The organism is Luteimonas dalianensis, from assembly GCF_049339425.1.
Lineage (GTDB): Bacteria > Pseudomonadota > Gammaproteobacteria > Xanthomonadales > Xanthomonadaceae > Luteimonas > Luteimonas dalianensis.
This window is the reverse complement of the sequence record NZ_JBMPPO010000007.1, coordinates 55,783-82,364: the sequence shown is the minus strand read 5'-3', so window position 1 is coordinate 82,364 and position 26,582 is coordinate 55,783. Positions and strand designations below refer to the sequence as shown.

The 26,582-nt window shown below is 70.6% G+C and carries 26 protein-coding genes and 1 tRNA gene; 7 read left to right on the top strand and 20 right to left on the bottom strand.

Translation table 11 applies throughout. From position 1 onward, the window contains the following. Positions 1-37 precede the first annotated feature (37 nt). From ACOZ90_RS11245 to dtd, 16 genes are all read right to left on the bottom strand, one after another. Complete coding sequence (locus ACOZ90_RS11245) at positions 38-367, bottom strand: hypothetical protein (protein WP_422893749.1); 330 nt, start codon at positions 365-367, stop codon at positions 38-40. Continuing rightward, on the bottom strand, positions 364-2,808 hold the full coding sequence (locus ACOZ90_RS11240) for a hypothetical protein (protein ID WP_422893748.1): 2,445 nt from the start codon (positions 2,806-2,808) through the stop codon (positions 364-366). The genes ACOZ90_RS11245 and ACOZ90_RS11240 overlap by 4 nt, the downstream gene beginning before the upstream one ends. Before the next feature lie 17 nt (positions 2,809-2,825). Next, positions 2,826-5,243 (bottom strand): hypothetical protein, encoded by a 2,418-nt coding sequence (locus ACOZ90_RS11235; protein ID WP_422893747.1) that lies wholly within the window; start codon positions 5,241-5,243, stop codon positions 2,826-2,828. Positions 5,244-5,245: 2 nt separating this feature from the next. Beyond that, on the bottom strand, positions 5,246-7,426 hold the full coding sequence (locus ACOZ90_RS11230; RefSeq protein ID WP_422893746.1) for a hypothetical protein: 2,181 nt from the start codon (positions 7,424-7,426) through the stop codon (positions 5,246-5,248). 2 nt (positions 7,427-7,428) lie between these two features. After that, the gene (locus tag ACOZ90_RS11225; RefSeq protein ID WP_422893745.1) at positions 7,429-8,079 is read right to left on the bottom strand and encodes a hypothetical protein; all 651 of its coding nucleotides are present in this window, start codon (positions 8,077-8,079) and stop codon (positions 7,429-7,431) included. Between the two features lie 124 nt (positions 8,080-8,203). Continuing rightward, on the bottom strand, positions 8,204-9,067 hold the full coding sequence (locus ACOZ90_RS11220) for a helix-turn-helix domain-containing protein (protein ID WP_422893744.1): 864 nt from the start codon (positions 9,065-9,067) through the stop codon (positions 8,204-8,206). Continuing rightward, a complete protein-coding gene (locus ACOZ90_RS11215; RefSeq protein WP_422893743.1) occupies positions 9,060-9,323 on the bottom strand; it encodes a hypothetical protein in 264 nt (87 codons plus the stop codon). Before ACOZ90_RS11215 ends, ACOZ90_RS11220 begins: the two co-directional genes overlap by 8 nt. Continuing rightward, on the bottom strand, positions 9,320-9,706 hold the full coding sequence (locus tag ACOZ90_RS11210) for a hypothetical protein (protein WP_422893742.1): 387 nt from the start codon (positions 9,704-9,706) through the stop codon (positions 9,320-9,322). The genes ACOZ90_RS11215 and ACOZ90_RS11210 overlap by 4 nt, the downstream gene beginning before the upstream one ends. 113 nt (positions 9,707-9,819) lie before the next feature. Then, entirely contained in the window at positions 9,820-10,029 is a 210-nt protein-coding gene (locus tag ACOZ90_RS11205) for a helix-turn-helix transcriptional regulator (RefSeq protein ID WP_422893741.1), read from the bottom strand. A 68-nt stretch (positions 10,030-10,097) separates the two neighbouring features. Further along, positions 10,098-10,631, bottom strand: coding sequence for a hypothetical protein (locus ACOZ90_RS11200; RefSeq protein ID WP_422893740.1), 534 nt, complete (start codon positions 10,629-10,631; stop codon positions 10,098-10,100). Next, positions 10,628-10,819: a hypothetical protein gene (locus ACOZ90_RS11195; RefSeq protein WP_422893739.1), complete on the bottom strand. Its 192-nt coding sequence runs from the start codon at positions 10,817-10,819 to the stop codon at positions 10,628-10,630. Before ACOZ90_RS11195 ends, ACOZ90_RS11200 begins: the two co-directional genes overlap by 4 nt. A gap of 2 nt (positions 10,820-10,821) precedes the next feature. Then, positions 10,822-11,154: a hypothetical protein gene (locus tag ACOZ90_RS11190; protein ID WP_422893738.1), complete on the bottom strand. Its 333-nt coding sequence runs from the start codon at positions 11,152-11,154 to the stop codon at positions 10,822-10,824. Positions 11,155-11,257: 103 nt separating this feature from the next. After that, complete coding sequence (locus ACOZ90_RS11185) at positions 11,258-12,472, bottom strand: tyrosine-type recombinase/integrase (RefSeq protein WP_422893737.1); 1,215 nt, start codon at positions 12,470-12,472, stop codon at positions 11,258-11,260. A 177-nt stretch (positions 12,473-12,649) separates the two neighbouring features. Further along, positions 12,650-12,725 (bottom strand) — tRNA-Ile (locus tag ACOZ90_RS11180). 216 nt (positions 12,726-12,941) lie between these two features. Beyond that, positions 12,942-14,825, bottom strand: a complete 1,884-nt coding sequence (gene rpoD, locus ACOZ90_RS11175; protein ID WP_422893736.1) for an RNA polymerase sigma factor RpoD — start codon at positions 14,823-14,825, stop codon at positions 12,942-12,944. A gap of 109 nt (positions 14,826-14,934) precedes the next feature. Next, complete coding sequence (gene dtd, locus ACOZ90_RS11170) at positions 14,935-15,375, bottom strand: D-aminoacyl-tRNA deacylase (protein ID WP_422893735.1); 441 nt, start codon at positions 15,373-15,375, stop codon at positions 14,935-14,937. A 32-nt stretch (positions 15,376-15,407) separates the two neighbouring features. On the opposite strand from dtd, the gene ACOZ90_RS11165 reads away from it, so the two are divergent. From ACOZ90_RS11165 to ACOZ90_RS11150, 4 genes are read left to right on the top strand one after another with little or no spacing between them, the layout of a single operon-like run. Beyond that, positions 15,408-16,325 carry a lauroyl acyltransferase gene (locus tag ACOZ90_RS11165; protein WP_422893734.1) on the top strand — a complete coding sequence of 306 codons (918 nt, stop codon included), beginning with the start codon at positions 15,408-15,410 and terminating at the stop codon, positions 16,323-16,325. Next, on the top strand, positions 16,322-16,849 hold the full coding sequence (locus ACOZ90_RS11160) for a PH domain-containing protein (RefSeq protein WP_422893733.1): 528 nt from the start codon (positions 16,322-16,324) through the stop codon (positions 16,847-16,849). Before ACOZ90_RS11165 ends, ACOZ90_RS11160 begins: the two co-directional genes overlap by 4 nt. Then, positions 16,833-18,374 (top strand): PH domain-containing protein, encoded by a 1,542-nt coding sequence (locus ACOZ90_RS11155; protein WP_422893732.1) that lies wholly within the window; start codon positions 16,833-16,835, stop codon positions 18,372-18,374. The genes ACOZ90_RS11160 and ACOZ90_RS11155 overlap by 17 nt, the downstream gene beginning before the upstream one ends. After that, complete coding sequence (locus ACOZ90_RS11150; protein ID WP_422893731.1) at positions 18,371-19,441, top strand: glycosyltransferase family 9 protein; 1,071 nt, start codon at positions 18,371-18,373, stop codon at positions 19,439-19,441. Before ACOZ90_RS11155 ends, ACOZ90_RS11150 begins: the two co-directional genes overlap by 4 nt. On the opposite strand, the gene ACOZ90_RS11145 is transcribed toward ACOZ90_RS11150, so the two are convergent. The 4 genes from ACOZ90_RS11145 to def all read right to left on the bottom strand — a co-directional run bounded on the left by ACOZ90_RS11145 (position 19,431) and on the right by def (position 23,340). Next, complete coding sequence (locus tag ACOZ90_RS11145) at positions 19,431-20,489, bottom strand: glycosyltransferase (protein ID WP_422893730.1); 1,059 nt, start codon at positions 20,487-20,489, stop codon at positions 19,431-19,433. The genes ACOZ90_RS11150 and ACOZ90_RS11145 overlap by 11 nt on opposite strands. 86 nt (positions 20,490-20,575) lie before the next feature. After that, entirely contained in the window at positions 20,576-21,874 is a 1,299-nt protein-coding gene (gene rsmB, locus ACOZ90_RS11140; protein ID WP_422893729.1) for a 16S rRNA (cytosine(967)-C(5))-methyltransferase RsmB, read from the bottom strand. A gap of 32 nt (positions 21,875-21,906) precedes the next feature. Then, the gene (gene fmt, locus ACOZ90_RS11135; RefSeq protein WP_422893728.1) at positions 21,907-22,824 is read right to left on the bottom strand and encodes a methionyl-tRNA formyltransferase; all 918 of its coding nucleotides are present in this window, start codon (positions 22,822-22,824) and stop codon (positions 21,907-21,909) included. A 3-nt stretch (positions 22,825-22,827) separates the two neighbouring features. Beyond that, entirely contained in the window at positions 22,828-23,340 is a 513-nt protein-coding gene (gene def / locus ACOZ90_RS11130; protein ID WP_422893727.1) for a peptide deformylase, read from the bottom strand. Positions 23,341-23,477: 137 nt separating this feature from the next. On the opposite strand from def, the gene ACOZ90_RS11125 reads away from it, so the two are divergent. The 3 genes from ACOZ90_RS11125 to ACOZ90_RS11115 all read left to right on the top strand — a co-directional run bounded on the left by ACOZ90_RS11125 (position 23,478) and on the right by ACOZ90_RS11115 (position 26,392). After that, complete coding sequence (locus tag ACOZ90_RS11125) at positions 23,478-24,656, top strand: LysM peptidoglycan-binding domain-containing protein (RefSeq protein WP_422893726.1); 1,179 nt, start codon at positions 23,478-23,480, stop codon at positions 24,654-24,656. Positions 24,657-24,737: 81 nt separating this feature from the next. Then, a complete protein-coding gene (dprA, locus tag ACOZ90_RS11120) occupies positions 24,738-25,889 on the top strand; it encodes a DNA-processing protein DprA (RefSeq protein ID WP_422893725.1) in 1,152 nt (383 codons plus the stop codon). A gap of 29 nt (positions 25,890-25,918) precedes the next feature. Next, positions 25,919-26,392: a DUF494 family protein gene (locus tag ACOZ90_RS11115; RefSeq protein WP_422893724.1), complete on the top strand. Its 474-nt coding sequence runs from the start codon at positions 25,919-25,921 to the stop codon at positions 26,390-26,392. Positions 26,393-26,582 lie beyond the last annotated feature (190 nt).

Below are 26,582 nucleotides of genomic sequence, written 5' to 3'. Positions count from 1 at the left end.
GCGGTCGACACCACGCCGCTCCGCAATCCCCACGGCGCTACTTCCTCCCGCCCCAGCGAGCAAGCATCTCCGTCGCTTGATTTTCGGCCGCCTTGATCATCTTCTGGCGCTCGATCCCCGCGTCGAAGTCATCCGGATCGGCCGCCGCGATGTCCTCGCGGAGCTGCTCGATGCGCAGCAGGAGGCCGACGGAAGCATTGGCCTGCTTCCGGCACCAGAACCCGTCTCCGCGCTCCTTTGCCGTGAGCTCCTTCGGCTTGCGCCCTGCGCCGACCCAGTTGCTTGGGTCGCAGTCTGCTATCACCACCTCGGCGAGTTGCTCGCTCAGCAGCGCCAGGCGTTCCAGTTGATCCGGTCGCATCGTCATTCTCCCATTGCCGATTCAAGGTCGGGCGCGCGGCTGGGCAAGGGCTCGCCCGGCTCCCACCAGTAGTCCTGCCCCCACTCCCTCCGCGCGTTCTTGCGCATTCGCCGCAGGTATCCAGGGCTGAGCCCTTCCTGCATGTCGTGGATCAGCATGTGATCGAGTGCCCCGCGCAGATACCAGAGGTTGATAAAGGGCGCGTTCCACTTCGCGAACCGGAACGCGCCGGCCTTCGTTCGATCCACGACCTTGCGGCGATCGAGCGCATTGCCAGCGCTCGCGTAGCGGTAGGCGTTGCCCAGGGTGAGGTCCGCCGCATCCATCATGTTCCCGAACACGGGGCCGGCCATGCTGGTCCAGTTCGCTTGTCCAGCACGGGAGTCGCCGCCCATGCCGGTGTACAGGATGTCGCCGAAGATCCCCAGCCCGCCGCCCTGCGCGGCCGCAGCGAGCCAGAATTTTCCGGTGGTCATGTCGCGCGGATCCTTGCCGTCTCGCAGGTCCTTGAGCTGAATCGCCACCGCGCCGAACAGCTGCAGGCTCGTCATCATGGCGATGCTGTACGCGGCTTTGCCCTGGCCGGTCGGGATGTTGCGCAGCCGGCGCAGGTGCTTGTCCACGATTCCCATCGCGAACGACTTGAACAGCATCAGGGAGCGCAGCATCTCCCCGCCCAGGGTGCCGGCACGGGTGCCCTGCTGGAGGCTTGCCCGGGTCGTGAGATCCGGAATCAGCACCGCCGTACGTGCTTCGCTGTCGATGTAGCCCAGGAAGCGGGCGACGGCACGATTGGCTTCGGTCTCGGTGATGCCCTGCACCGCCCGGATGCCGTCCTTGGTCAGCATGCCGCCCTGGGACTGCGCTTGCTGCCAGATGCGCCAGTCGGCTTCGGTGACGCCGGCCGAATCCAGCCGGCGGCGGCTGCCCTCGTCGAGCTCCGCCCAGGCCGTATGCCGCTGGCGGTCGAGCACGCGCGACAGGGTCAGGCCGTAACCGCGGCGCAGGGCGTCGGTCCACTGCTGGACCAGGGTGGCGCGCATCGTAGTGTTGGCCAGCTTCGAGGTCCAGCCCTGGGCCAGGTGATCCTGGTGCCAGCGCGCCATCTCGCCGGCGACCTCGTCCATGCCGATCGCCAGGTCTCGGGCCAGCGCGCGGCGGTTTTTGCCCACGCCAGCGAACAGCGAGGTCATTGCTTCGCCCAGCGGGACACCCGCCGACTTGGCCACGATCACCTGCATGGGGGCATCCGTGATGCTGGTGATCATGACCGACTGCAGCTTGGCCGCCACCGTGAAGTTCCGGATGCCCTGGAACACCTGGGCCATCTGCGCGCTGACCGGCTGCGCCGTGCTGCCGTTGAGCGTCTCCCAGGTCATGTCGAGGGTCGCGAACTCGTGCCACGCCGCGCGCGCGCCGGCCACGTTGTCCGCCTTCTCGGCCACGTCCTTGAGAAGCCGGAAGGTGCTGTTCGGGTTCGCCCCGAACTCTTCCATCAGGCCGATCGTCTTGGCCATTCGCCCGACATGGCCGACGATTCCCTCGAGCATGGAGCCGCGACCGAACTCCCCCATGTAGTCGAGGTAGCTGTCGGCGTCGCGGAAGTGAATGACGCGGTGCTTGTCGTCGAAGCGCGAGGCGCGGGAGCCGCCGCGGCCGCTCCGTTCCCCCGGCACCAGGGTATTGCGGCCCTCCGTCGCGATCGACTCCCAGGCCCCGCGCAGGAAGTCCATCATCTCCGCATCGCCCATCGCCTGGCCGCTGGCGTCAACGTACCGGGAACGGTCCAGGCGCGGCAGGACGGCGGCGGCCCAATCGTCGGCGCCGGAACGGGCAACCCGCCCGACGTCATGGGGCTGCGGAAGGTAGCCGTAATCGATCTGCCCGATGTCGGTGCCGGCGGCGTTGGCGCGCTGGCGCGTGGTTTCCATGGTGTCGAGGTAGGCTTTTGCCGCCCGGGTCATCTCCGGCGAACTCGTATCCCCATCCATCACGGCACGGGCGAACGCGCGCACGGACACCGGGTCATTCATGAGCCCGAGAAACCGCGGGTTGACCGCCTCCACGGCGTCCACCAGCCCGCTCAGGACCTCGTTTCGCACCCCGGACACGTAGTCGTCGGCCTGCCTCATGCGTTCGAACAGGGCGCCGTGGTGCGGGTTCTTCCGGCCTTGTCGGGCGAGTTGGGCGGCACGGACGCGGATGCGCTCGGCTTCCCGGCTCTGCGCCAGCAGGTTGGACGCGCGGCGCTGGGCGCGCAGGTCGGCAGAATGCATGGCGGACTCCTGCGCCATCGCCGCCGCGGCTTGCAGCCGCTGCTGCCCGGACATGCTGCGCCAGTTGGGTTCGCTGCGGGCAAGGTTCCGCATCTCGGCCAGTAGGCCGTTCTCGAAGGCTTCGATCTCGGCCTTCGTCGGGGTGCGACCGATCGCGGCCGCCACTTCCATCACGCAGTTCGGGTGCATCAGGAGCCCATCCGAATAAAGCAGCCCACGGCTGCGGGGAAAGCGCGCGCGTCGGCTTGTGCTTGCGTGCGCTCGGCCTCGATCTCGGCCAAGACCTCACCGGCGGCCCGATAACGGGGGCTGCCATCGGCATCGAAACCGTCGATCACCTGGAGGTCCGGACTTTCTCTGGCCATGCGGACGGCCTCGTCCAGGGGGCTGGACGTCACGCGCGCTGCGGGGTCGCTCCCGGTCGCGCCAGGCCGCCGCGCAGCCGGGCCGCCGAAGATCTCGCCCAGGTGCGCGACGGTGGCGGCGGCGTCGCCCGGGTCGAGCTCTGCCAGCCCCGTCACCCGGAACCCGTCAGGGCTCGCCTGCACGCGCACAGGGCCGAAGTCCGCGCCCACTGTTTCCCCGGCCTCCACGCGCGCCGCTGCGTCGCCCAGGAACGCCCTAGCGGCCGCGGCGGGCGACTCCGTGGGGCGCCCTGCCGGGCGCCTGCTGGATTCTGCGGCGCGGGCCTGCTCGCGCGCGTACAGCGCGTCGAGCACCAGGGGCTCTGGCAGTTCCACCTGCCCAGCCTCTGCTTTCGCGATCCGGGCGCGCAGGGCATCGAGCTGCGCCTGCTGCTCCTCGGCGTGGCGCACCGCCGCTTGGTCGTTGGGCCTGAGCCGTGCCTGCTCGGCAGCTTCCGCGGCGTCCCACTGGTAGCGCTGGAGGTCTCCTCGCAGCCCCTCGAGCGTGGCCGGAAGCTCGACGCGCAACCTGCCCTCGGTCCAGGCCTCGAACTCGGCGCGCGTGGCCTGCGGGGGCGGCTCGTCGAACAGCTCGGCGCCGCTGCGCAGCTCCTCCACGGTGGGCCGACGCGCGGCCATGTCGCGGGGCGCGAATGTTTCACGTGGCGCCTCGATGGGGTCGGGCTGGACCGAGGCCGGATCCCGTGCCGGCACCTCGACCCCGGAACGGCGCGCGCGCGCGTCCCATTCGGTGATCACCTCGCCCTTGGTCTTGCCGCGCAGGTACGGATTGGCGGCGATCTGCTCTGCCCCGAGGATCTGGTCGACGCGCACGTCGTCCGCTGCCCGTGCGAACGCTAGGCCGCGCTGCTGGCCGAAGTGATGCAGCGCGTACAGGTTGTGGACCGTCGGGACTCGGCCGGCGGCCTCAAGCGCGGCCGCGTTGGCGCGGTCCAGTGCCGCAGCCATCTCGCCGGAACGTTCCGGGTTCCCGCGCTGGGCCAGCAGGTCGGCGTCGCTGAGCCCCCGCGCCCAGGCGGGTTGCTCCTGCGCCACGATGCGCCGCCACGTGCCGGCGGTGAACTGGTCGATGCCAAAGGCCGACGAGGAGCTCGCGCGCGCGTCCGGCCGGTTGCCACTTTCCAGCGTGCGACGGTAGGCCACGTAGTCGGACCCGGCCGGTGCCAGCTCGGGGCGCAGGCGGAACCCGGCAGGATCCACCATGCCCGCCACGTTGATCGACTCCCCACGCAGCACCTGACCGATGGCCTCGGACAGCGCGTTGGCGTGCGCCATGGCCGCCTCAGGCGTCACCGGCTCACCCGGGAGCGTCTGCCTGTGCAGGTGGTCATTGTTTCGCGCGGTCAGCACGGCGTCGCGCTGGGAGGGCGTCAGCCGCGGCGCATCGACGTGGGCTCTCACGCCAAACGCCAGGCCCATCAGCACGTCCAGGCTGCGTGTGTACGGATCCGTGGCGGCGAAGCGCTGCGCCTGGTCCTCGAAACCCGCGGCTTCGAGCGTCTCGGAACTTGCGACGTCCGCGGCTACGCCGATGCCCAGGTTCGAACCCGCACCGGTGGCCAGTCGCTGCGACAAGGTCGAGCCCCAGGCGGCCGGGATCCGCATCCCCACGCCAGTCGCCAGCAGGTTGATTCCACCGACGGCGCCGGCGGTCTCCGCGTCCACGCCCTGGCGCACTAGGTCCATGCCCGGGCTCACGCCCGACTGGCCCAGGAACACGGAGGGCATGCCGAACATCTGCGGAATCGATCCGCCGACCTCGCCGACCATGCTCATGGCACGGGCTGCGGACCCCATCGCGTCGGGATCCGGCCGCCAGTAATCGACGGTGCGATTGCCGACGCCCTCCACGGCATGCTTGAAGAACCAATCCTGCGCATCGGTGCCGGCCGCGCGCGGGCCTAGGCCGAGCTCCTTGCGGCGCGCGCGCTCATCCGCCGGCAGCGTCTGCCAGCCGAGCCATTCGCCGGCGGCCTCGGCCTTGTCCACGCCGATAGCGAACGTGGAGCCGGCCAGGCTCAGGTACTGGGTAGCACGCGCGGACGCGCCCATCCAGCTCCTTTGTGCCTCGCCGAATCCGGTGAAAGCCGGCAACCCCTGATCACCGGGCTGCAGGACGTTGCGGACCGCTTCCTCATCAAGGTCGCGCCGTCCACGGGTTGCCAGGTCGAAGACGCTCATGGTCAGAAGGCTCCGAATGCGCCGGTGCTGATCTGGACTTTCGGCCGCTCCCTCGCTGGCACCGGCTCGCGCCCGAGGGTCAGCGTGATCGGCTGGCCGTCGATGCCGTAGAGATACCCGCCGCCAGCGCCGACAACGCGATAGGTCGAGTTCCCGATCTGCCGGAGCTGGTAGTGCCGGAACTCACGGGACAGGCCTTCGGGAATGCGATCCTCGATCACCGCCCACCGATCTTCCAGGCGGTCCAGGAACTCCCCCTCGTCCATGCCCCACGGAGCGAAGACCGCGCCACGATTTACTTCGATCGGTGGCCCCAGGACCGCCAGGACGGCCTGCCCGAGCTGCTTGTGGTCCAACTCGCCGGAAATGTCGCCCGCGCGCGCTGCGCTGCCCACGTAGTAGGCCCGTATCGCCTGCTCGGCAATCTCGTAGGCCTCGGGGTTGCCGGCGAACGCTTCGCCCAGGGAGTCGATGCGCGCCAGCTCGGCCCGGAACTGCGCCGGCGTCGGGATGGGGAACTTCCCGTGTCCGCCCGCGGCCTTCTCACCGGCGGTCTTGTTGAGAATCGCCTCGCCTTCGAGCATCGTGCGCGCCACGTCGCCCGAGGCGTTGGTCACCGGCTTCTTCCACCACAGCGCGCCCGTCGAGCCGGTCGTGATGTCCCGCTGCTCGGCGAAGATCATGCCGGCGTACGCCTTCACCGGACTGTCGCTGGCGATTTGCTGCATTACGGCGCGGTAGGCGTCGGGACTCCCCATCGCCCCGGTCAGCAGGCCGAAGATCTCCGCCGACTGCTGGGCGCCCGACTGCTGCAGGATCCCGGACAGGGCGGCCGCCTCCTGGGGAAGCAGCGGGTGCACCGCCACCGAGGCCCCGAACTCGCCGCGCAACCCTCGGATCGCGTCCATGCGCGCCTGCACCGCCACGCCGATCGCTGACGCATCGCCGCCGTCGAGTGCCCTGGCAATGTCCAGGGGCTCCACGCTCAGGCCGGTCATGTTGGCCAGCCACAGCAGCGGCTGTTCCTGACGCTGCGTGTTGGCGCTCTCGATCACACGCTCGATGCGCTCGATGCGGGTCAGGTCCTCGGGCGTGCCGCCGCCGGCGGTGAGCTTGGCGCGCAGCTCCTGGACGTACGCCGCCTGCTCCTCCGGTCCTTGGCGCAGCACGCCGTACACGTGCTGCAGGGTGCTCACCGCAGCGGTGAACTCGGCCTCATAGGGCGTACCTGCGACGGAAGCCTGCCAGTTCGACAGCATGTCGGCGGTCGGGCGCACTCCCGACGTGGCCTGGCTCCACACGTCGGAGACCGTGCGCCTGGCCGCCTCCTCGCGCCGGTTGGCCTCCTGTTGCGCATGGGTGTCGAGCTGCTGCAGCCGCGAGCGCACGCTGTTGGCCAGCACCAAGCGCTGGTTCGGATCCTCGAGCGTGGCGGTGTACCGCCCATCCTGCGCGGTTAGGTCGCGCAGCACGCCGTTGAGCGCGTTGGCGTCGGCGCCGGCGGCCTCGATGCGGCCTTTTGCCTCGTTCGCGTAGATCGCCTGGCCCGCCTGCCGGATCAGGGCGCCGGTCCGCGCCTCGTCATATCCCGCGGCGCGCAGCAGCGGCTCCAGGGCCCGGCTCCGCGCGATGCCTTCCGCGACATTCCCGCCCGGCATCCCGGCCACCATCACGATGCGGTTGATGGTGTCGATCGCCATGGCCTCGTAATGCGCCTGCTCCGCCCGGACGCGCGCGGTCTCGTTCTTCGCCAGCGCGCGCTGGCGGGTCTGTCCGACCATCACCTGGTACTGCTCGGCCGTCACCTGGTCGTGGTCGAAGTCGAGAGGCGGCGGCCGCAACCGCTCGACCCGGGTGGTCCACTCCTGTTCGGCGTTGCGGTGATCGACACGCCCGGCCGCCAGGTCCTGGCTGAATCGTGCCTGCTCTTCGAAGACCTGCGCCTCGTACTGCATCGACGCTGCCCCGAGCTGGACGCGCCCGAGCGCCTGGCGCTTGGCCTCCTCCTCCCGCGCGCGCTGTTCGATGCCCTGGGCAAACCGCTCAGCCACGGCCATGCCGGTGCGGCCGGCCTGCTCCAGCGCACGGCCAGCAACGTCCGAGCCCGACAGGTCCGGGCGCGACGTGCCGGTGCGCGACAGCACGCGCGGGCGGTCGAACTCACCCAAGGGGATCTGTGCCATGTCTAGCTCTCCGATTCCGCCGCGGTCGGCTCAACGGGCGTTCGCCTGGTGGCGTTGCCGGGCTTGTCGTGCGCACGCATGCTCAGCGCGGCGACCGCGGTCTCCCGCGACTTCTTCGTGATGTCGCGGAGCGCGTTCCGCACGACCACCAGCTCCTCGTCTTTCATCCTGGCCATGCCCTCGAACGGCTTCGGCATCAGGGCCCACCCAGACGGGGTGAATACCTTCTCCACGGGCGTCAGCACGTCGGCGTTCCAGGACGCGGCTACCGCCTCGCTCACGGCCTTGAAGAACGGCCCTGCGAGCTTCTCGGCCCGGTCGAAGGCCGCCGTCCTGGCCTCCAGCGCCTCCCCGAAGGCGTTCCACTTGGCGACCTGCGCCTCGGCCTCCTCCCGCTCGCGCGCGTCCACCAGGCGACGCTGCAGCGCCTCGTGGGCGGCCTGCAGGCGCTCGAGGTCGGCCTGCCGCTCCTTGACGTGCTTGGCGGCCTTGTCGGCCTCGCCTGGGCCCTTGCCGATCACGGCGTCGCCGTACGCGGCCTGCGCCTCTTCCAAGGCGATCCGGGCGGCATCCTGGCCGTTCTCGATGGCGGCAACCCGGAGCTCGAGCTGCGCCGCCGCGGTGGGGGTGTCGGTTTCGGTCTGCTTGGTCATTTTCGTGCGCCTCTGGCGGTAGGGGTGGTGGTAACTCGGCGGTGCCGCTTGAGCCAGGTCAACGCGCGGGCCACAAAAGCGCGCGCGCGCGAGGCTGCCGGTGGTTGAGGGGGCTTGTCGGTCATCATTTGGGCTCCCAGCTGGCTTTGAAGTCGTCGAAGGCTGGTGGGCTCATTCGGACGAACTGGCCCTCGATGGCTTCCCCAGGGGCGAAGCGGGCGCGGGCGATGTTGGCCGCGACGCGGTCCACGGCAGACAGTCGGCGCTGGGGTTTGCTGCCTTCCCCGGCGGTGATGGGCGTAGATCCCGTGGCGTGACGTCCGCGTGCAGTGGCAATCGCCCATGCGAACGGGTGAACCTTCCCCCCTTCGACAGCTTCGCGAGCCGTGCTTTCCAGGACCTCGGGCGTGACGCCCTCAGCAAGGGCGGCTATCAGGTCGGGATGGCTTGAGTTGGATTTCGTGCATCCCGCTTCCCTCATCAGCAAGCACGCGCGCCCTCGTTCGGTCTGAGCCGGAAGATCGCCGGTGCTCGCCGTGTGTGCTTGTTCCCTTCTATTGCTTTTAACTTTCTTCTGTTCGGGTGCCACTGTCGGAACCGGTCCGGTCCCGGTGGTGTGACCGGTTTTACCGCGGCGCAGGTTCGAAATGGCACCGGTTTTGCCCAAAGTGGCACCGGTCACACCTTCGGAACCGGTCACACCCTCGGATCTGGTTAGGGTGTAGGTCGAGCTTGCTCCGAACCTCCTTTCAACCTGGATCCAATCACATTCCTCCAGACGCTTGATCGCTCTCAGCGCGGTGGTCTTCGGCACCTCAGCTTCCATGCAAATGCGCGCGACCGAGGGGAACGCAACACCCGTGCGCATGTTCGCGTAGTCGATCAGCACGGAGTAGACAGCCACGACCGTGCGGGTGAGCCGTTGATCCCGAGCCACCCGAGCGAGGAGCGTGAGCTTCCCCGAATAGTTGAAGGGGTCATCAGCCATGCCCCCCACCTTGGCGCTGCAGCGCCTCACGCAGTCGCATGCACGCGCGCGCCGCGCCCTCCAGGTTGCGGGCAACCCGCTCGCACTCGTCGGGGTCCGGCGCCGCCTCCAGGCGCGACAGTTGATCCGCCATCGCCTCGCCCACCTCGGCCAGGCCCTTGGCCAGCTCGGCGACGCTGCGGCCGTACAGCGCCCCGTAGGCGCTCACGGCGCGCTGCGTGACCGCTTCCGCCTGCTCGCCATTGCGCGCCTTCACTGCAGCAGCTCCGGCGGCTCCTGGACCATCTCCATGCCCAGGGCACGGTATGCCTGGCGCAGGAAGATGCCGGCAGATTCGAGGCCGCGCAGCATGGCCTCGACCGACTCGGCCGTCGGCTCATGTTCGGTGCGCTCGAGGATGCGATCGAGCTGGGCCAGCTCCTCGCGCAGCAGTCCGGCGCTGGTGTGCAGCCGCATCAGGTGCCGGTCGGTGCCACCGCACCAGTTCGCGGTTTCCAGGTGATCAGGTGCCAGGGCCCGCGGCGTCACCGTCTGGTGGGCGCGATGGTCGCGCAGCCATTCGAAGAACATCGCGGGCGGGTCGACGGCGCCGCCGCCGTAGACGGTGTACCCGTCCAGGATCGCGACCAGGGGATCCAAGACGCCGGCAGCGACCGCATGGCCGAACTCCCTCGGCGTGATGTGCTTCGGCTGCGAATCCGCCCGTGCGCTGGACAGGCGCCGGGCCGTCGGGGACCTCACGACGCGGCCGGTCATGCCGCTTTGCTCCGGCGGAGCTGCTCGAGAACCCATCGATCGATCTCTCGGCTATCCCATACGCTCACCTTGCCGCCGAGCTTTGCCGGACGGGGAAACTCGCCCCGGGTGATGCGCTCGTAGATGGCGGTGCGGCGCAGCCCTACGCGAGTCTGGACCTCCGGCAAGCGGAGCAGAGAGACCGGTGCGGCCTGTGCGTGATCCATCGTTGTCACTCCCATTCCTGTTGCGGATGGGAACGGATGCTGACGGCTGCTACCGGATGGGAGAGGCTTTAATTCCGATTATTTGCGGCCTGTCGCGCCAAGCGCTTCCGGACCTGCTCGGGGGTGAGGCTCACCCCCCAGTCGCGAGCAGCCCGCACAGCGATCTCGCTCGCCGGGATGCGCGCGCGGATGCTCTCCTCCCAACTCGTAATCCCGCGTTCCCGGTTGATCTCGTGCCGCAGGAAGTCGAGCAGGACCACCCCGAAGGCCGGCGGCCGCCCAGCTGTCCGCCTGGCATCAGCCGCTGTCCGCACGTACCGACCGAGGAGCCGCGCCGCTCTACGTTCGGACAGCCCGGAACACCTGATGATCCGCGCGAGCGAACCGCAGTAACGGCCAAACGCTTCCGCGCCGCGGTCTTCGCTTTCCCGGAACTCTGTCAGCACGCAATCAAGTTGGCGCTGAGCTGCCTCGAGGTCAGGGTCGGGCGGCAGTTCGCTCCCGGCTGCAGCATCCAGCAGGCTCGCCGCCTTCGGCTGCGCGCGACCCGAGTGCGCCCGGGCCGCGCGGATCCACGCCGTGCCAGGCTTCTGGCTCGTCAACGGGCGCGCCCCAGCGCCGCCTTGGCCTCCTCGAGGAGCCGCATCGATACGCTGCACGCGCGCTGCAGCATGTCGAAGTCCTCCTCGTTGTCGTGCCGGGCCCTGGCGCCCAGCTCCAGGATGGCAAGCGCGTCCCCGACCAGGTCGCCGGCGTCGGAGGTTGCTGCGTTGCTGTGGTCGATTGCCATGATCAGCTCCTCCCTTCGGCCGGATCGCTGGGCGCGTAGGCGTTGACGACCGCCTCGAGGGCGTCGAACTTCTCCAGCAGCAGCCCGAGCGCGCTGGCCATGGCGTCGTCGCTGATGCCCAGGTCGTCGTCGCTGATGCCCAGGTCGTCGTCGCTGATGCCCAGGTCGTCGTCGCTGATGCCCAGGTCGCTGGTGAGCGAAGCCCGAGCCATGGACACGATGCCGCCGACCTGCTCCAGCGCGATGTTCGCGTGGGCGATCAGCTCCTCGGGGAGGTAGTGCTGGCGCTGGGCGGCGGGGCTGGTGGCCCGCTCGGTTACAGTGGTGGTTGCCATGATCGAAGGTCTCCTCTTCGGTTGTGGAAGGCGGGCCGGGTGCGCTATCACCCGGTCCCGCCGCTTTACCGGGCTTGGCCCGATTCTTTGCGGCGCGGCGTGCTCATGCCGCACCCGCCGCACTCAGCGGCACAACGTTGGCCCCGGTGCGCAGGGCGTCCAGGTAGTCGGCCCACGCCTGCATCATCTTGCGGCGCTCCGGCAGGTGTGTCGCGCGGTTGTAGGCTCGCCCCAGCGGGTCACGCACGGCATGCGCGAGCTGGTGCTCGATGTAGTCGGGACGGAAGCCCAGGACCTCATCCAGCACCGTACGCGCCATAGCCCGGAAGCCGTGGCCGGTAATGGTGTTTCCGTCATAGCCGAGGTTACGCAGGGCCGCATTGACCGTGTTCCCGCTCATCGGGCGGCGCGCGCTGCGGATGCTCGGGAAGATGTACTCGCTGCGCTTGGTGAAGGGGTGGAGTTCGCGCAGGACCTCGATAGCCTGGTCGCTCAGCGGGACGATGTGCGGGGTGCCGGTCTTGCTGGCGGTGAAGCGCCACTCGCCGGCCTGCAAGTCGATATCGGCCCAGCGCGCGGCCCGCAGCTCGCCCGGACGGACGAACACCAGCGGTGCCAGCTTCAAGGCGGCCACGGTCACCGGAGAGCCCTGGTAGGTGTGCAAGGCGCGCAACAGCTCGGCGATCTGCTCCGGCTCGGTCACGGAAGCGAAGTGCCGCACCTGCGGCTGTTCCAGCGCATCGACGAGGTCGGCCGCCGGGTTCCGTTCGGCGCGGCCAGTAGCGATCGCGTAGCGGAAGACTCGCCCGGCCAGGGACCTGGCCCGGTGGGCCGACTCGATCACGCCGCGGGCCTCCATGCCGCGCAGGGCAGACAGCAGGATCGGCGCGGAGACGTCGGCAATCGGCAGGTCCGCCACCGGCGCCAGGTCCTTCTCGATGAGCCGCCGCTCACGCTTCACGGATCCGGGGCTCAGGCCTTCGCGTGCGCGCTTCTCCAGCAGCTCCAGGGCGATGGCGCCGAAGGTGTTGGCGGCGTGCTCCGCCTGCGCCGCACGCTCCACGCGGGCCACCTGGGCGGGATTGGCACCACCTTTCAGCAGCGCGCGCAGCCTCTCACGCTCCGCTCGGGCCTCTACCAGCGGCATCATCGGGTATTCGCCGATCGTGATCATGCTGGCCTTGCCCTGGTGGCGGTAGCGGTAGCGCCAGACCTTGGTTCCGACCGGGCGGACCTCGATGCACAGCCCATTTGCGTCCGCCACTCGGTAGGCCGTCGGGCGGGGTTTCAGCGTGCGAATCTTGGTGTCGGTCAGCATGTGAGTCACCCGCTTGTGAGTCGGGGCGCAATGAGCCGGCCCTGTGACTCGCATCCTGACTCACTTTTTACCCGGATGCAAGCGAACACCAACGAACGACGCCGGACGCTATTCCACGTAAACACAACGTATTTTTCGGGGCTTGCGGACGTTGCCGGACGTTGCCGGTCTTCCATATGGTGGGCCCAGCAGGACTCGAACCTGCAACCAAAGGATTATGAGTCCTCTGCTCTAACCATTGAGCTATAGGCCCGCCTGACCGGCAAGTGTAGCGCCCGCGCACCGCGACCAACCCTGTTTTCACCGCAGAAACACAAGTGACAGCGCGCTGGAGGCGTGGCGTCGCAGAAGGAACAGCCGAAACCACCGCTGGGGTGAGCCGCGCCCTGCCGAAGCCCGAACCCCAGACCAGGCAAAAAAGAAGCCCGCACAAGGCGGGCTTCAGGCAACGCTTTTTGCCGACCCGGCGTCAGTCGATGTCCAGGAAGCTGCGCAGCTGCTCCGAGCGGCTGGGGTGGCGCAGCTTGCGCAGCGCCTTGGCCTCTATCTGGCGGATGCGCTCGCGGGTGACGTCGAACTGCTTGCCGACCTCTTCCAGGGTGTGGTCGGTATTCATGTCGATGCCGAAGCGCATGCGCAGCACCTTGGCCTCGCGCGGGGTCAGCCCGGCCAGCACGTCGTGCACGGTCTCGGACAGGTTGATGTTGGTGGTGGCCTCCATCGGCGACTCCACGTTGGTGTCCTCGATGAAGTCGCCCAGGTGCGAGTCCTCGTCGTCGCCGATCGGGGTCTCCATGGAGATCGGCTCCTTGGCGATCTTCATCACCTTGCGGATCTTGTCCTCGGGCATCTCCATTTCCTTGGCCAGCTCCTCCGGCGTGGCCTCGCGGCCGTACTGCTGGAGCATCTGGCGGGAAATGCGGTTGAGCTTGTTGATCGTCTCGATCATGTGCACCGGGATGCGGATGGTGCGCGCCTGGTCGGCGATCGAGCGGGTGATCGCCTGGCGGATCCACCAGGTGGCGTAGGTCGAGAACTTGAAGCCGCGGCGGTGCTCGAACTTGTCCACCGCCTTCATCAGGCCGATGTTGCCCTCCTGGATCAGGTCCAGGAACTGCAGGCCGCGGTTGGTGTACTTCTTGGCAATGGAGATCACCAGGCGCAGGTTGGCCTCGACCATCTCCTTCTTGGCCTTGCTGGCCTTGGCCTCGCCGTAGGCCATGGTGCGGTTGATGTCCTTGAGCTCGGGCAGGGTCACCCGCATGTCCTTCTCGAGATCCACCATCGACTGCTGCTCGGCGACCACCTGGTCCTTCACCTCGCGCAGCCCGGATGCCCACTTCTGCTTGCGCTTGAGCATCTCGTCCACCCAGCCCAGGTTGGTCTGGTTGCCGTCCCACACGCGCAGGAAGTCGCGGCGCGGCATCTTCGCCACGCGGGTGGACAGGTGCAGCACCTTGCGCTCGTGGCTGCGCACGTCGTTGGCGGCGTCGCGCAGCCGCTTGACCAGCACGTCCACGTAGGGCAGCGGCAGCTTGAAGATCACGAACGCGGCGGCCATCTCCTCGCGCAGCCTGGCCACCGTCTTGTGCTCGGGGCCGTGCTTGGCGTAGGCGCGCTCGAACTTGGCGTACAGGGCGGCCACCTCCTCCACGCGGGCGGCGATCTCTTCCGGATCCGGGCCGGTGGGCGCGGCTTCCTTTTCGTCCTCGTCGTCGACGTCGTCGTCGCCGTCGGCTTCGTCGTCGCCATCGGCGGCCCCGGTGTCGGCGGGCTCCTCGGCCTCGTCCTCTTCCTCTTCGGCGGCCAGCTCCTCGAGCATGTAGTCGTTGAAGCCGGCGATGATCTCCGGCAGCCGCTTCTTGCCCTCGCGGTGCAGTTCGTAGTCCTCCAGGAACTGCTGGATCGTCCACGGGAACGTGCCCAGCGAGGCCAGCATCTGGTTCAGGCCTTCCTCGATGCGCTTGGCGATCTCGATCTCGCCCTCGCGGGTGAGCAACTCCACCGTGCCCATCTCGCGCATGTACATGCGCACCGGGTCGGTGGTGCGGCCGCCCTCGGCGTCCAGCGCGGTCAGGGTGGCGGCGGCCTCTTCGGCCGCGGTGTCGTCGACGTCGCGGCCGCCGTCGGACTCGCCGGCCAGCAGCAGGGTCTCGGCATCCGGGGTGGTTTCATGCACCTGGATGCCCATGCTGTTGATCATGCCGATGATGTCTTCGATCTGCTCCGGATCGACAAGGTCGTCGGGCAGGTGGTCGTTGACCTCGGCATAGGTCAGGTAGCCCTGCTCCAGGCCCTTGCTGATCAGCTGCTTGATATCGGACTGGGGAGCCGCCGGGCGTTCGTTGGCCATAGAAATGCGCTACCTGAAGGTGGAAAAAAACGGAACCCCTAATTATACCAGCCGGCCCGGCTTCCTGCCGGCCAAGCGCGGTTCGGGGGGCATCTGCGCCGGGCGCCGTTCAGGCCCTGAGCAGGAAGGTGACCGGGCCGTCATTGGCCAGGCTCACCACCATATGGGCCCCGAAGCGGCCGATTTCCACCCCTGGGGCGTGTTTTTCCCGGCAGCGGGCCACCAGATGGCCGAACACCCGTTCAGCAAGCTCGGGCGCGGCGGCGGTGCTGAAGCCCGCCCGCATCCCCGACGAGGTGTCCGCGGCCAGGGTGAACTGGCTGACCAGCAGCAGCCCGCCGCCGGTATCGGCCAGCGAGCGGTTCATGCGGCCAGCCCCGTCGGCGAACACCCGGTAGCCCAGCAGGCGGGTGGCCATGCGCTCGACCTGGGCATCGCCGTCGCCGGGCTCCACCCCGACCAGGGCCAGCAGGCCGGGCCCGATGGCGCCCACCGGTTCCCGGTCGACGCTGACGCTGGCATGGGTGACGCGCTGGATGAGGGCAAGCATGGCAGTGCGATCGTAACCGCTAGACTTGGCCGATGGCCCGCTTCGCCTCCGCCCTGCTGTACCTGACCGCCGCCGCGCTGGGACGGCTGCCGTGGCCGGTGCTGAACCGGATCGGCGACGGCCTGGCGGGGATCTGGCGGCGCAAGGACGCGCGCGAGAGCCACGTGGCGCGGGTGAACCTGGCCATCGCCTACCCCGAGCTGCTGGCGGCCGAGCGCGAGGAGTGGCACCAGGCGATCCTGCGCACCACCGCGCGCCAGTTCCTGGAGACCATGCGCTTCTGGACGCGTCCCCACCGCGACAACCTGGCCCTGATCACGCGCACCAGCGGAGTGGAGCTGTTCGACGCCGCGCTGGCGTCGGACAAGGGCCTGATCGTGGCCGCCCCGCACTACGGCAACTGGGAGCTGCTCAACCAGTGGCTGGCCTGGCGCACGCCGATCTCGGTGCTGTACCGGCCGCCGGAGTCGAAGGTCGGCGAGGCGTTCCTGCGCCGGGTGCGGGGCGATTCGGCCGAGCGCGTGACCCAGATCCGCGCCGACGGGCCCAACGCGGTGCGCCAGCTGCTCAAGCTGCTCAAGGCCGGCGGGGTCACCGGGATCCTGCCCGACCAGCAGCCGAAGGTGGGCGACGGCGAGTTCGCGCCGTTCTTCGGCATGGACGCGCTGACCATGACCCTGCTCGGACGCCTGGCGGCGCGCACCGGGGCCACGGTGCTGTTCGCGTACTGCGAGCGGATCGGCGCCGGGCCGGAGTTCGCCCTGCACGTGGAGGCCGCGCCGGACGACATCACCGATCCGGACCCGGTGGTGGCCACCACCGCGCTCAACGCCGCGGTCGAGCGCATCGCCCGGCGCGACCCGGCGCAGTACCAGTGGACGTACAAGCGCTGGCGCTGGCGCCCGGTGGGCAGCAACCAACCCAATCCCTACGAGCGAACCGGAACATGATCGAGATCGACGACCTGGGCCTGGGCGATGCCCGGCCGGCTCCCGCCAGCGGCCCGGACTGGCAGCCGCTGCCGGCCCGGGCGCGTCCGCTGTTCATGCTGTCGGGCGCGCTCGGGATCGGCCTGCCGGCGCTGATCGCGCTGGTCGTGGCCGCGGTCGTCCTGGGCCCGGGCACCACCCTGCTGGCGGCCGGCGCGGCGCTGTGGCTGCTGCTGGTGGCCATCGGCGCCTGGATGGGCCTGCGCAAATACCGCTACACCCTGTGGCTGCTGGACGCCGACGGCTTCGCCCTGCGGCGCGGGCGCATGTGGCACAGCGAGACCCGGGTGCCGGCCTCGCGGGTGCAGCACCTGGATATCCGCCGCGGCCCGATCGAACGCCGGTTCGGCCTGTCCACCCTGCTGGTGCACACCGCCGGCACCCGCCAGCACGCGGTCGCCGTGCCGGGCCTGGACGCGGATGACGCCGAACGCCTGCGCGACCACCTCGCCCGCCAGGTCGAGCACGATGACGACGACGCCTGACCCGGCCGACACCGGGGCCGGCGCGGCGGCGGTGGATCTGCCCACCGACCACGAGCGCCGCCTGCACCCGCTGTCGTGGCTGTTCGTGCTGGTATCGAGCATCGGCCGGTTCCTGGTGCCGCTGGTGGCGCTGGTGGTGCTGGGCGGGCGCGGCGAGGACAGCTGGCAGCTGGCCGCGGCCGGCATCGGCGTGGCCGCACTGGTGGTCGGCGCGGTGTGGCGCTACTTCACCTGGCGCTACCGGATCGGCAGCGACAGCCTGTTCGTCCGCAGCGGCCTGCTGGAGCGCAGCCTGCGCCAGATCCCGTTCTCGCGCATCCACGACGTGGCCGTGCACCAGACCCTGCTGCACCGGCTGTTCGACGTGGCCGAAGTGCGGCTGGAGTCGGCCAGCGGCGACAAGCCCGAGGCGCGCATGCAGGTGCTGCGGCTGGACGAGGCGCTGGCGCTGGAACGGCTGATCCGCGGCCGCGGCGAGGTCGCGGCCCCCGACGCCGCCCAGGCCGGGCCTGCGGATGAAGGCGACCTGCTGCTCTCGCTGCCCACGTCCGAAGTGATCCGGCTGGGGCTGATATCCAACCGCGGCATGGTGCTGGTGGCCGGCGCGTTCGCGCTGGCGTGGCAGGTCTCGCCCGATGGCGGCCTGGCCGAGGCAATGGCCCGCTACGGCCGGCAGGCGTTCGGCTACGCCGGCAGCCTGGCCCTGGGCTGGGTGGGCGCGGTGCTGGGCGCGCTGGCGGTGCTGGCGATCGCGCTGGTGCTGCTGCGGGTGCTGTCGGTGCTGCTGGCGCTGGTGCAGTACCACGGCTTCCGCCTGGCCGAGCACGGGCGCCGGCTGACCGTCAGCCGCGGCCTGTTCACCCGCCGCCGCAACAGCGTGCCGCGGCGCCGGATCCAGGCCTGGACGCTGGTGGAAAGCTTCACCCACCGCCTGTTCGGCCGGCGCAGCCTCAACGTGGACACCGCGGTGCTGGGCGAAGGCAACGAGGAGCGCGGCCTGTCCGAGCTGGCCCCGGTCGGCACGCCCGGGCGCTGCGACGACCTGGTGCGCCACCTGCTGCCGCAGGCGCAGTGGCCACCCGCCGGCTGGCAGCGGCTGCACCGGCTGGCGTGGCTGCGGCTGTCGATCGGCGGCGCCGTGTTCGCGCTGGTGCTGTCCGCGGCGCTGGGCTGGCGTTTCGGCGCCTGGGGCCTGCTGGGCCTGCTGTGGATCCCGTGGAGCGTGTTCGTCGCCCGCCAGCACGCGCGCCGGGCCGGCTTCTGCGTGGACAATCAGCTGGTGGCGGTGCGCGAGGGCTGGTGGTCGCGGCACTGGCGCTTCGCCGAGATCGGCAAGCTGCAGGCGCTGCAGCTGCGCCAGGGGCCGCTGGATCGGTGGCTGGGCATGGCGTCGCTGTGGCTGGACACGGCCGGCGCGCGCCAGGTCTCGGTACCGCTGCGGATCCGCTACGTGGACGAACAGGAGGCACGTGCACTGATGGCAAGACTCGGCCCCGAAGTCGCGCGCAGGCCCCTGCGATGGTGAGCGCGCATCATTCCCATGCGCCGCCGCTGGTGGTGCGCTGCGGCGCCCTGGGCGACATGGTGATGCTGAGCACCCTGATGCGGCTGGTGGCGGCGCGCCACGACGGCCCGGTGGACGTGGTCAGCTCCGGCGGCTGGACGCCCGGGGTGCTGGCCCACGTGCCCGGGCTGGGGCACCTGCAGCTGGTCACCAGCCGCAAGACCCCCTACCTGTTTTGTCCGAGCCAGTGGGAGCTGGTGCGCTGGCTGCGCCAGCGCGGGCGCGGCCCGGTCTACCTGTGCGACCCCGACCGGGAGATGCGGCGCCTGCTCGAACGCGGCGGCGTGCATCCCGATGACCTGGTCGAGCGCACCGCGCAGGAAATGGCCACGCCGATGCTGTGGCCCGACCGCTGGCTCGCCTTCGGCGTGCGCGACCCCGCCCGCCGCTACGCGATCCGCGACGTCGACCCGGCGCCTTTCCGGCTGCCGCGACTGGTGGTGCCGGACGCCTCGCGCACGCAGCTGGCCCAGTGGCGCAGCGAGCAGGATCTGCAAGCGCCGCTGGTGCTGTTCCAGCCGGGCAACAAGCGCACCCACAAGCGCGGCAAGCGCATGACCGCCGACCACCCCAAGCACTGGCCGGCCGAACACTGGGCCGCGGTCGCGCACGCGGTGCTGGAGGACGTGCCCGAAGCGCGGGTGATCCTGTGCGGTTCGCCGGCCGAGCACGAGGTGCTGGAGGACATCCGCCAGGCCGCCGGCGGCGATCCGCGGGTGCGCAACCTGGCCAACGACCTGCCGATCCCGCGCCTGTTCGCGCTGCTGGAGCAGGCCCGCGGCATGGTCTCGGTGGACACCGGCCCGGCGCACGCGGCCGCCGCGCTGGGCTGCCCGCTGGTGGTGCTGTTCGGCGCCGCCCCGCCTTCGCTGTGGCGGCCGATCGGCCCCGGGCCCATCACCGCCCTGGGCGGCGAGCCCGAGGGACGCGCGCGGGTGGCGGACATTCCCGTGCAGGACGTCATCGCCGCCTGGCGGAACCTGCCCGCGCCACCAAAAGGCCCGCAGGCGGCCGGGGTCACGCCGTAGCCGCGGTTGACCCCCGGGCGCTGCGCGCCTTTTCCAGCCGCCGGCGCGTGGCGGCGTAGAACGCTTCGAGCTGCTGCGCCTTCGCTTCCACCCGCAAATCATCGAGCGGGTAAGTGCGACGAAGGCCGGGCGTGCCCGCCGCAGCCGCCAGCGCGGCGGCCAGCGCCGCGGCATCATCCGGCGGCACCAGTTCGCTGCCGATCCGCGGCGCCAGGTGCCGCGCGCCGCCGGTCGCGGTGGCCACCACCGGCAGCCCGGCCTGCATGGCCTCCAGCAGCACCAGCCCGAACGGCTCGCTGCGCGACGGGCTGACGAAGCAGTCGAACGCCGCCAGCCAGTCCTCCGGGCGTTCGACGAAGCCGGGCATCAGCACCTGTTCCGGAGCGCGCGCCCGCAGCGCCTTCCACTCGCGCCCGCCGCCCACCAGCGCCAGCCGCGCGCCGGGGATCGCGGCGCGTTCGAACGCCTCCAGCAGCACGTCCATGCCCTTGCTCGGCTCCATCCGGCCCACGGTTCCGAACAGGAACTCGCCGGGGCCGATGCCGGCCTGCGCCCGGATCCGCTCGCGGGCGTCCGCCGCGGGCGGGCGCGGCACCACCCAGTTGTCGATCTGCACGCAGTGCCGCCGCAGCGGCTCCGGGATGCCTTCCAGCTGCCAGGGCGCGATCGCCACCAGCCCGTCCAGGCCGCGGTGGCAGACCGGGTCGAAATCGATGTGCAGGGTGGCCACGCGCGGAAGGCCCGACAGCCCCTGCAGCACCCGCGAGGCCGATCCCAGGTGGGCGTGGGCGATGTCCGGCCGCAGCGCCCGCACCCTGGCCCGCGCATGCGCCACCGCCGGCCAGCGCGCCAGGAAATCATGAACCAGCTCCACCCGCACCCGTGGATCGACGCGGTGGGCGATGGCGTTGCTGCGCTGCCCCGCGGCCTTGCGGCGCAGGATCAGGGTGACCTCATGGCCGGCGGCCGCCTGGGCGGCGGTGAGCTCCAGTACGTGGCGCTCGGTGCCGGCAAAGCGCGAGGTGAGCAGTACGTGGACGATCCGCATCCGGTCAACCGTGTGGCGTGCCAGCCGGCATTTTTACTCCGAAGCTCCCGTCGGCGCGTGATGGGCCGCCATGCCCGCGGCCGCGCTCAGCGGCGCCTCATCCGGGCGACGAAGAAGCCGTCCATGCCTTCTTCGCCCGGCAGGCGCTGCCGGCCCGGGCCGTCGACGCGGCCGAAGCGCGCGTCCAGCGGCTCAATCACGGCATCCGGCGTGCGCGCCAGGAAGGCCTCCACCTGCCGCGCGTTCTCCTCGCGCAGGATCGAACAGGTGGCGTAGACCAGCGTCCCGCCCGGGGCGAGCATCGGCCACAGCGCGTCCAGCAGCTTCGCCTGCAGCGTCACCAGCGCGGCGACGTCGCCTTCGCGCCGATGCACCAGCACATCCGGCTGCCGGCGCACCACCCCGGTGGCCGAACACGGCGCGTCGAGCAGGATCGAATCGAACGGCCCGCCATCCCACCACTCGCCGGGAACGGCGGCATCGGCGGCCTGCAGCGCCGCCTGCCCGGCCAGGCCCAGGCGCTCGAAGGTCTGGGCGATGCGCTGCAGGCGCCGTGGATCGACGTCCAGCGCCAGCAGGCGCAGCGCCGGGTGGCGCTCCAGCAGGTGCGCGGCCTTGCCGCCGGGCGCGGCGCAGGCGTCGAGCACGCGCGCGCCGGCGGCCGGCGCCAGCGCATCGGCGACCAGCTGCGCCGAGCCGTCCTGCACCGACACCGCTCCCTCGCCGAATCCGGGCAGCGCGGCCACCGGCACCGCTTTCGCAAGGCACAGGGCGTCCGGCAGGCCCTCGGGCGCGGTCGCCTCGATACCGGCCGCCTGCAGCTGTTCCAGGTACGCATCGCGGCTGGCCTGGCGCCGGTTCACCCGCAGCCACATCGGCGCGGGGGTGGCGCTGGCCTCCACGACCGCATCCACGTCAGCGGGCCAGTCGGCGCGCAGCAGGGACAGCAGCCAGCGCGGCCACGCCGCCGCGGGATCGGCGGGCGGCAGGCCCTCGCGCTGGGCCCGGCGCAGCAGCGCGTTGACCAGCCCGGCCTGGCGCGGATGGCCCAGCGCCCGGGCCGCCTCCACCGTGGCCGCGAGCGCGGCGTGAGCCGGCAGCTGCAGCGGATCAAGCTGGGCGAAACCGGCGTGCAGCAGCGCGCGCAACGGACGCTCGCGCGGCGGCAGCGGACGCTGCATCCACGCCTTGAGCGCGGCGTCATGGCGGGCGCGGTTGCGCAGGGCGGCGAAGCAGATCGCCTCGACCAGCGCGCGGTCGCGCGGATCGTCCAGTTTCGGCAGCATCGCCGCCAGCTCGGCGCGCAGGGAGCGCCCGCGGTGCAGCACCGCATCAAGCACGCGCGCCGCGGAGACGCGGGCATCGGTTCCGGCCGGATTCTTCATCCGCCCATTGTAGGAGCGCGCCATGCGCGCTCCTACGGGAGCAGGTCGCGGCGGGCGTTGAGGTAGTCGGCGGCGGCGATGGCCTTGCCGCCCGGGCGCTGCACCTGCAGCAGGCGCAGCGCGCCTTCGCCGCAGGCAACGTCGATGCCGTCGCGATTCGCTGCCAGCACCGTGCCCGGCGCGGCTTCGTGGGCCTGTTCCAGCGCGCTGGCGGCGTGGATGCGCACGCGCTCGCCGGCCAGCTCGGCCTCGGCCACCGGCCAGGGGTTGAAGGCGCGCACGCGGTTGGCCAGCTGCCCGGCCGGCTGCGACCAGTCCAGCTTCGCCTCGCTCTTCTCAAGCTTGCGGGCGTAGGTGACGCCCTCCTCCGGCTGCGGCCTGGGCACCGGGCGGATGCCGGCGCGCAGCAGGCCCAGCCCGTCCGAGAGCACCTGCGCGCCCAGCTCCGCCAGGCGGTCGTGGAGCTCGCCCGCGGTCTCCTGCGCGCCGATCGGCGTGGACTGCGACAGCAGCACCGGGCCGGTATCCAGGCCTTCGGCCATCCACATCAGGCACACGCCGGTGTCCGGGTCGCCGGCCTCGATCGCGCGCTGGATCGGCGCCGCGCCGCGCCAGCGCGGCAGCAGCGAGGCGTGCACGTTCCAGCAGCCAAAGCGCGGGATCTCCAGCACCGCGCGCGGCAGGATCAGGCCGTAGGCCACCACCACCAGCAGGTCGGGTTCCAGTGCACGCAGCTGCTCCTGCGCCTGGGCCGAGCGCAGCGTGGCCGGCTGCAGGACTTCGATCCCTCGCTCCAGCGCCTCGGTCTTGACCGGCGAAAACGCGACCTGGCGGCCGCGCCCGGCCGGCCGGTCGGGCTGGGTGTAGACCGCCACCACCTCGCCGCGGGAGGCGGCGGCGCGCAGCGAGGGCACGGCGAACCCGGGGGTTCCGGCAAAGACGATCCGCATCGGTCAGGCGCGCTTGCGCGCCTTCTCCAGCTTGCGCAGCGCCATCGAACGCTTGAGCGGCGACAGGTAGTCGATGAACAGCTTGCCGTCCAGATGGTCGATCTCGTGCTGGATGCAGGTGGCCAGCAGGCCGTCGGTGCGCAGCACGAAGCTGTTGCCCTCCCGATCCAGCGCCTCGACCTCGATGCCGTCGGCGCGGGTGACCTCGGCGAACACGCCCGGGATCGACAGGCAGCCCTCCTGGTGCGCGCGCAGCTCGTCGGAGCGCTCGCGGATCACCGGGTTGACCATCACCAGCGGCTGGTCGCGCTCCTCGGTCACGTCGACCACCAGGAAACGCTCCATGATGTCGACCTGCGGCGCGGCCAGGCCGATGCCCGGGGCCTCGTACATGGTCTGCAGCATGTCATCGAGCAGGCGCTGGAAGGCGGGATCGGCGAACCGGCCCGTTTCCACCGGCGCGGTGACCACGCGCAGGCGCGGATTGGGATATTCGATGATGGGAAGTGCTGACATGGGGCGTAAAAGAGGGGCCTGGATCACAACCGTGGGCGTCGGTGCCCATTGTAACGCCCGCCGCACTTGCGCGGGTCCGGGCCTTGTGGGCATAGTGCCAACGCTGCAAGGGGAAAATCTCCAAGGGGAGCAAGTAGATGGCAGGCATCCTTAAGCGCCTTTCAGGAGGGCTTCGCACGGTCTGTGCCGTGTCGTTGCTCACCGTCGCGACGTTCGCTGCCGCCCAGGGAGTCAGGGGCGACCATCCCGACACCTACGTGGTGGTACGCGGCGACACCCTCTGGGACATTGCCGGACGCTTCCTGGAGCGCCCGTGGCTGTGGCCCGAGATCTGGCAGGCCAATCCGCAGATCCAGAACCCGCACCTGATCTATCCCGGCGACGTCATCAGCCTGGCCTACCTGGACCGCGTGGCCGAGGCCCGCGTCGCTCCCGGGCCGCGCCAGGAGGCGGCGCCGATCAACGCCATCGCGCTGTCGGACATCGAGGCCTTCCTCAAGGACCTGCGCGTGGTCGACGGCTTCGAGCACCTGCCGTACGTGGTCGGGCTGGAAGAAGACCGGATGCGCTCGGTCGAGGGCCAGGTCGCCTACGTGCGCCACCTGTCCGCCAATCCGGGCGATCGCTTCACCGTGGTGCGCCCGACGGTGCGCTACCACCACGTGGCGCGCTCCGGGATGTGCTGCGACCTGTTCCAGACCGATGACCTGGACTTCCGCGGCCGCCGGATCCTGGACACCCAGCAGTTCTGGACCAACGTTGTGTTCCCGGACAAGGGCAAGGAAGTGCTCGGCTACGAAATGATGCGCGTGGGCGCGGGCACCGTGACCCGCGGCGAGGTCGGCGGCATCCAGGTCTCCACCCTGCTGCTGGACGACGAAGGCTACGAAGTCCGCGTCGGCGACCGCCTGGTGCCGGTGGACGCGCAGCCCTACGATCTGCAGTTCTTCCCGCACCCGCCCGCCCAGCAGACCGACTACGGCCGTGCCCGGGTGCTGGCAGTGGCCGACATGCTCACCAGCGGCGGCCCGCGCGACGTGATCGCCATTTCGGTCGGCGCGCGCGAGGGCATCGACAACGGCACCGTGTTCTCGGTCTGGCGCGAAGGCACCAACACCGTGGATCGGGTCGAGAAGGGCGAGTACCGCGACGAGGACACCGTGTTCTACGAGAACAAGGTGCGCCTGCCGGACGAGTTCGCCGGCCACGCGATGGTGTTCCGCACCTATGACAAGGTCGCCTACGCGCTGGTGATGGACAGCATCAAGCCGACCCGGGTGGGCTATCACCTCAAGCACCCGGACGCGCCGTACTGACGCCAGGGCGCGGCGTTTTCCTACGATCCAACGCGACGGCGCCCGAGGGCGCCGTCGTCGTTTGCGCACTAGCCTCCGGGGATGACCTCGATCTCCCCGATGGACGACCCCGGTGAACAGGCCGCGCTGCTGCGCCTGCTGGCCGCCGGCGGGCCGGCACAGCCGCGGCGGCGGCTGCTTGAAGCCCACGGCACGGCCGCGGCCGCGCTGGCCGCGGGCGCCGCGAACTGGCGCGCCTGCGGCCTGGATCACGCCCGGATGCATGCATTGGGCTCCGGGCCGGACGACCGCCGCAGCCTGGACTGGCTGGCCGCGCCGGGCCACCACCTGGTCGGCTGGGGCGATCCCGACTACCCGGCCCTGCTGCGTACCGCGCCCAGCCCGCCGCTGGCGCTGTTCGTGGCCGGCGACCCGGCGCTGGCGTGGCATCCGTCGGTGGCGGTGGTGGGCAGCCGCGCGCCCAGCGCGGGCGGGCGCGACAACGCCGCCGCCTTCTGCCGCGCCTTCGCCCGCTCCGGGCTGTCGGTCGTGAGCGGCCTGGCGGCGGGCATCGACGCGGCCGCGCACCAGGCCGCGCTGGACGCCGGTGGGCTGACGGTGGCGGTGCTCGGCTGCGGCATCGATCGCGCCTACCCGGCCCGCAACCGCGCGCTGTGCGAGCGGATCGCGCGAGCCGGCGCCGTGGTCAGCGAGTATCCGCCGGGCACTCCCGCGCGCGCCTGGCAGTTTCCCGCCCGCAACCGCATCGTGGCCGGGCTCGCGCTGGGCACCCTGGTGGCGGAGGCGGCGATGCGCTCGGGCGCGCTGATCACCGCCCGCCTGGCCGCCGACGCCGGGCGCGAAGTGTTCGCCATCCCCGGCTCGATCCACAACCCCAAGGCCCGCGGCTGCAACCGCCTGATCCGCAGCGGCGCGGCGCTGGTGGAATCGCCCGACGAGGTCGTCCAGGCGCTGGCACCGCTGGCCGGCCACCTGGGCGCGGCCTTGCGCAGCCGCCTGGGCGCCCCCATCCACGGGGGCGAAGGCGCCCCGGACAGCACCGGCGGCGCTTTCGAGCCGGCCGACCCCGACTACAAGAAATTGTGGGAAGCGATCGGCCACGACCCAACAGATATGGATTTGCTGGCTGAACGCACCGGATTGACGGCGGCCCGGCTCTCCTCCATGCTCCCGGCCATGGAGCTTGAGGGGCGGGTGGTGGCCGAACACGGCCGCTACTGCCGCAGATCCTGAACCAGGCGTCGCAGACGCAGGCAGAGGTAATGAAAGAAAGCATCCTGGATGTCCTGCTCTTCCTGTTCGAGCACTACTTCAGCGACGAGGCGGATCTGCTCCGCGACCGTGATTCGCTCCAGGCCGGGCTGCTGCAGGCCGGATTCAGCCCGACCGAGATCAACAAGGCGTTCGAGTGGCTCGACGCCCTGGCCGAGCAGCGTCCCGGCCCGGCCACGCCGCGTCCGGGCGGCCCGGTGCGGATCTACGCCGGGCCGGAACTGGACAAGCTGGACAACGAGGGCCGCGGCTTCCTCATGTTCCTGGAGCAGCACGGGGTGCTGGACGCCGACCAGCGCGAGCTGGTGCTCGACCGCGCGATGGCCCTGGACCAGGACGACGTCGATCTGGACGACCTGAAGTGGGTGGTGCTGATGGTGTTGTTCAACCAACCCGGCAGCGAGGCCGCCTACGCCTGGATGGAAACCCAGATCTTCGCCGACGAGCCCGAACCGGTGCACTGAACGCGGCGTCCACGCCGCCCGTGGCACCCTTGGACGCCTGCCCGGCGGGCAAAGCCCCGCCAGTTGCAACATAATGCCCAGCCCTCGCCGGCTTGACAGCGCCTGCCAAGGCGTGATTCCTGCTATACCGGCAAGCTGAATGCAGCGCCGCCACCGGGCGGCCGCACCCTTTCCCGCTCCGGTGCGCGGC

Coding starts and splice junctions, on each gene's coding strand:
- ACOZ90_RS11245 (WP_422893749.1), bottom strand. CDS start 367: ATGACGATGCGACCGGATCAACTGGAACGCCTGGCGCTGCTGAGCGAG.
- ACOZ90_RS11240 (WP_422893748.1), bottom strand. CDS start 2,808: ATGGAAGTGGCGGCCGCGATCGGTCGCACCCCGACGAAGGCCGAGATC.
- ACOZ90_RS11235 (WP_422893747.1), bottom strand. CDS start 5,243: ATGAGCGTCTTCGACCTGGCAACCCGTGGACGGCGCGACCTTGATGAG.
- ACOZ90_RS11230 (WP_422893746.1), bottom strand. CDS start 7,426: ATGGCACAGATCCCCTTGGGTGAGTTCGACCGCCCGCGCGTGCTGTCG.
- ACOZ90_RS11225 (WP_422893745.1), bottom strand. CDS start 8,079: ATGACCAAGCAGACCGAAACCGACACCCCCACCGCGGCGGCGCAGCTC.
- ACOZ90_RS11220 (WP_422893744.1), bottom strand. CDS start 9,067: ATGGCTGATGACCCCTTCAACTATTCGGGGAAGCTCACGCTCCTCGCT.
- ACOZ90_RS11205 (WP_422893741.1), bottom strand. CDS start 10,029: ATGGATCACGCACAGGCCGCACCGGTCTCTCTGCTCCGCTTGCCGGAG.
- ACOZ90_RS11195 (WP_422893739.1), bottom strand. CDS start 10,819: ATGGCAATCGACCACAGCAACGCAGCAACCTCCGACGCCGGCGACCTG.
- ACOZ90_RS11190 (WP_422893738.1), bottom strand. CDS start 11,154: ATGGCAACCACCACTGTAACCGAGCGGGCCACCAGCCCCGCCGCCCAG.
- ACOZ90_RS11185 (WP_422893737.1), bottom strand. CDS start 12,472: ATGCTGACCGACACCAAGATTCGCACGCTGAAACCCCGCCCGACGGCC.
- rpoD (WP_422893736.1), bottom strand. CDS start 14,825: ATGGCCAACGAACGCCCGGCGGCTCCCCAGTCCGATATCAAGCAGCTG.
- dtd (WP_422893735.1), bottom strand. CDS start 15,375: ATGCTTGCCCTCATCCAGCGCGTCACCCATGCCAGCGTCAGCGTCGAC.
- ACOZ90_RS11165 (WP_422893734.1), top strand. CDS start 15,408: ATGGCCCGCTTCGCCTCCGCCCTGCTGTACCTGACCGCCGCCGCGCTG.
- ACOZ90_RS11160 (WP_422893733.1), top strand. CDS start 16,322: ATGATCGAGATCGACGACCTGGGCCTGGGCGATGCCCGGCCGGCTCCC.
- ACOZ90_RS11155 (WP_422893732.1), top strand. CDS start 16,833: ATGACGACGACGCCTGACCCGGCCGACACCGGGGCCGGCGCGGCGGCG.
- ACOZ90_RS11145 (WP_422893730.1), bottom strand. CDS start 20,489: ATGCGGATCGTCCACGTACTGCTCACCTCGCGCTTTGCCGGCACCGAG.
- rsmB (WP_422893729.1), bottom strand. CDS start 21,874: ATGAAGAATCCGGCCGGAACCGATGCCCGCGTCTCCGCGGCGCGCGTG.
- fmt (WP_422893728.1), bottom strand. CDS start 22,824: ATGCGGATCGTCTTTGCCGGAACCCCCGGGTTCGCCGTGCCCTCGCTG.
- def (WP_422893727.1), bottom strand. CDS start 23,340: ATGTCAGCACTTCCCATCATCGAATATCCCAATCCGCGCCTGCGCGTG.
- ACOZ90_RS11125 (WP_422893726.1), top strand. CDS start 23,478: ATGGCAGGCATCCTTAAGCGCCTTTCAGGAGGGCTTCGCACGGTCTGT.
- dprA (WP_422893725.1), top strand. CDS start 24,738: ATGACCTCGATCTCCCCGATGGACGACCCCGGTGAACAGGCCGCGCTG.
- ACOZ90_RS11115 (WP_422893724.1), top strand. CDS start 25,919: ATGAAAGAAAGCATCCTGGATGTCCTGCTCTTCCTGTTCGAGCACTAC.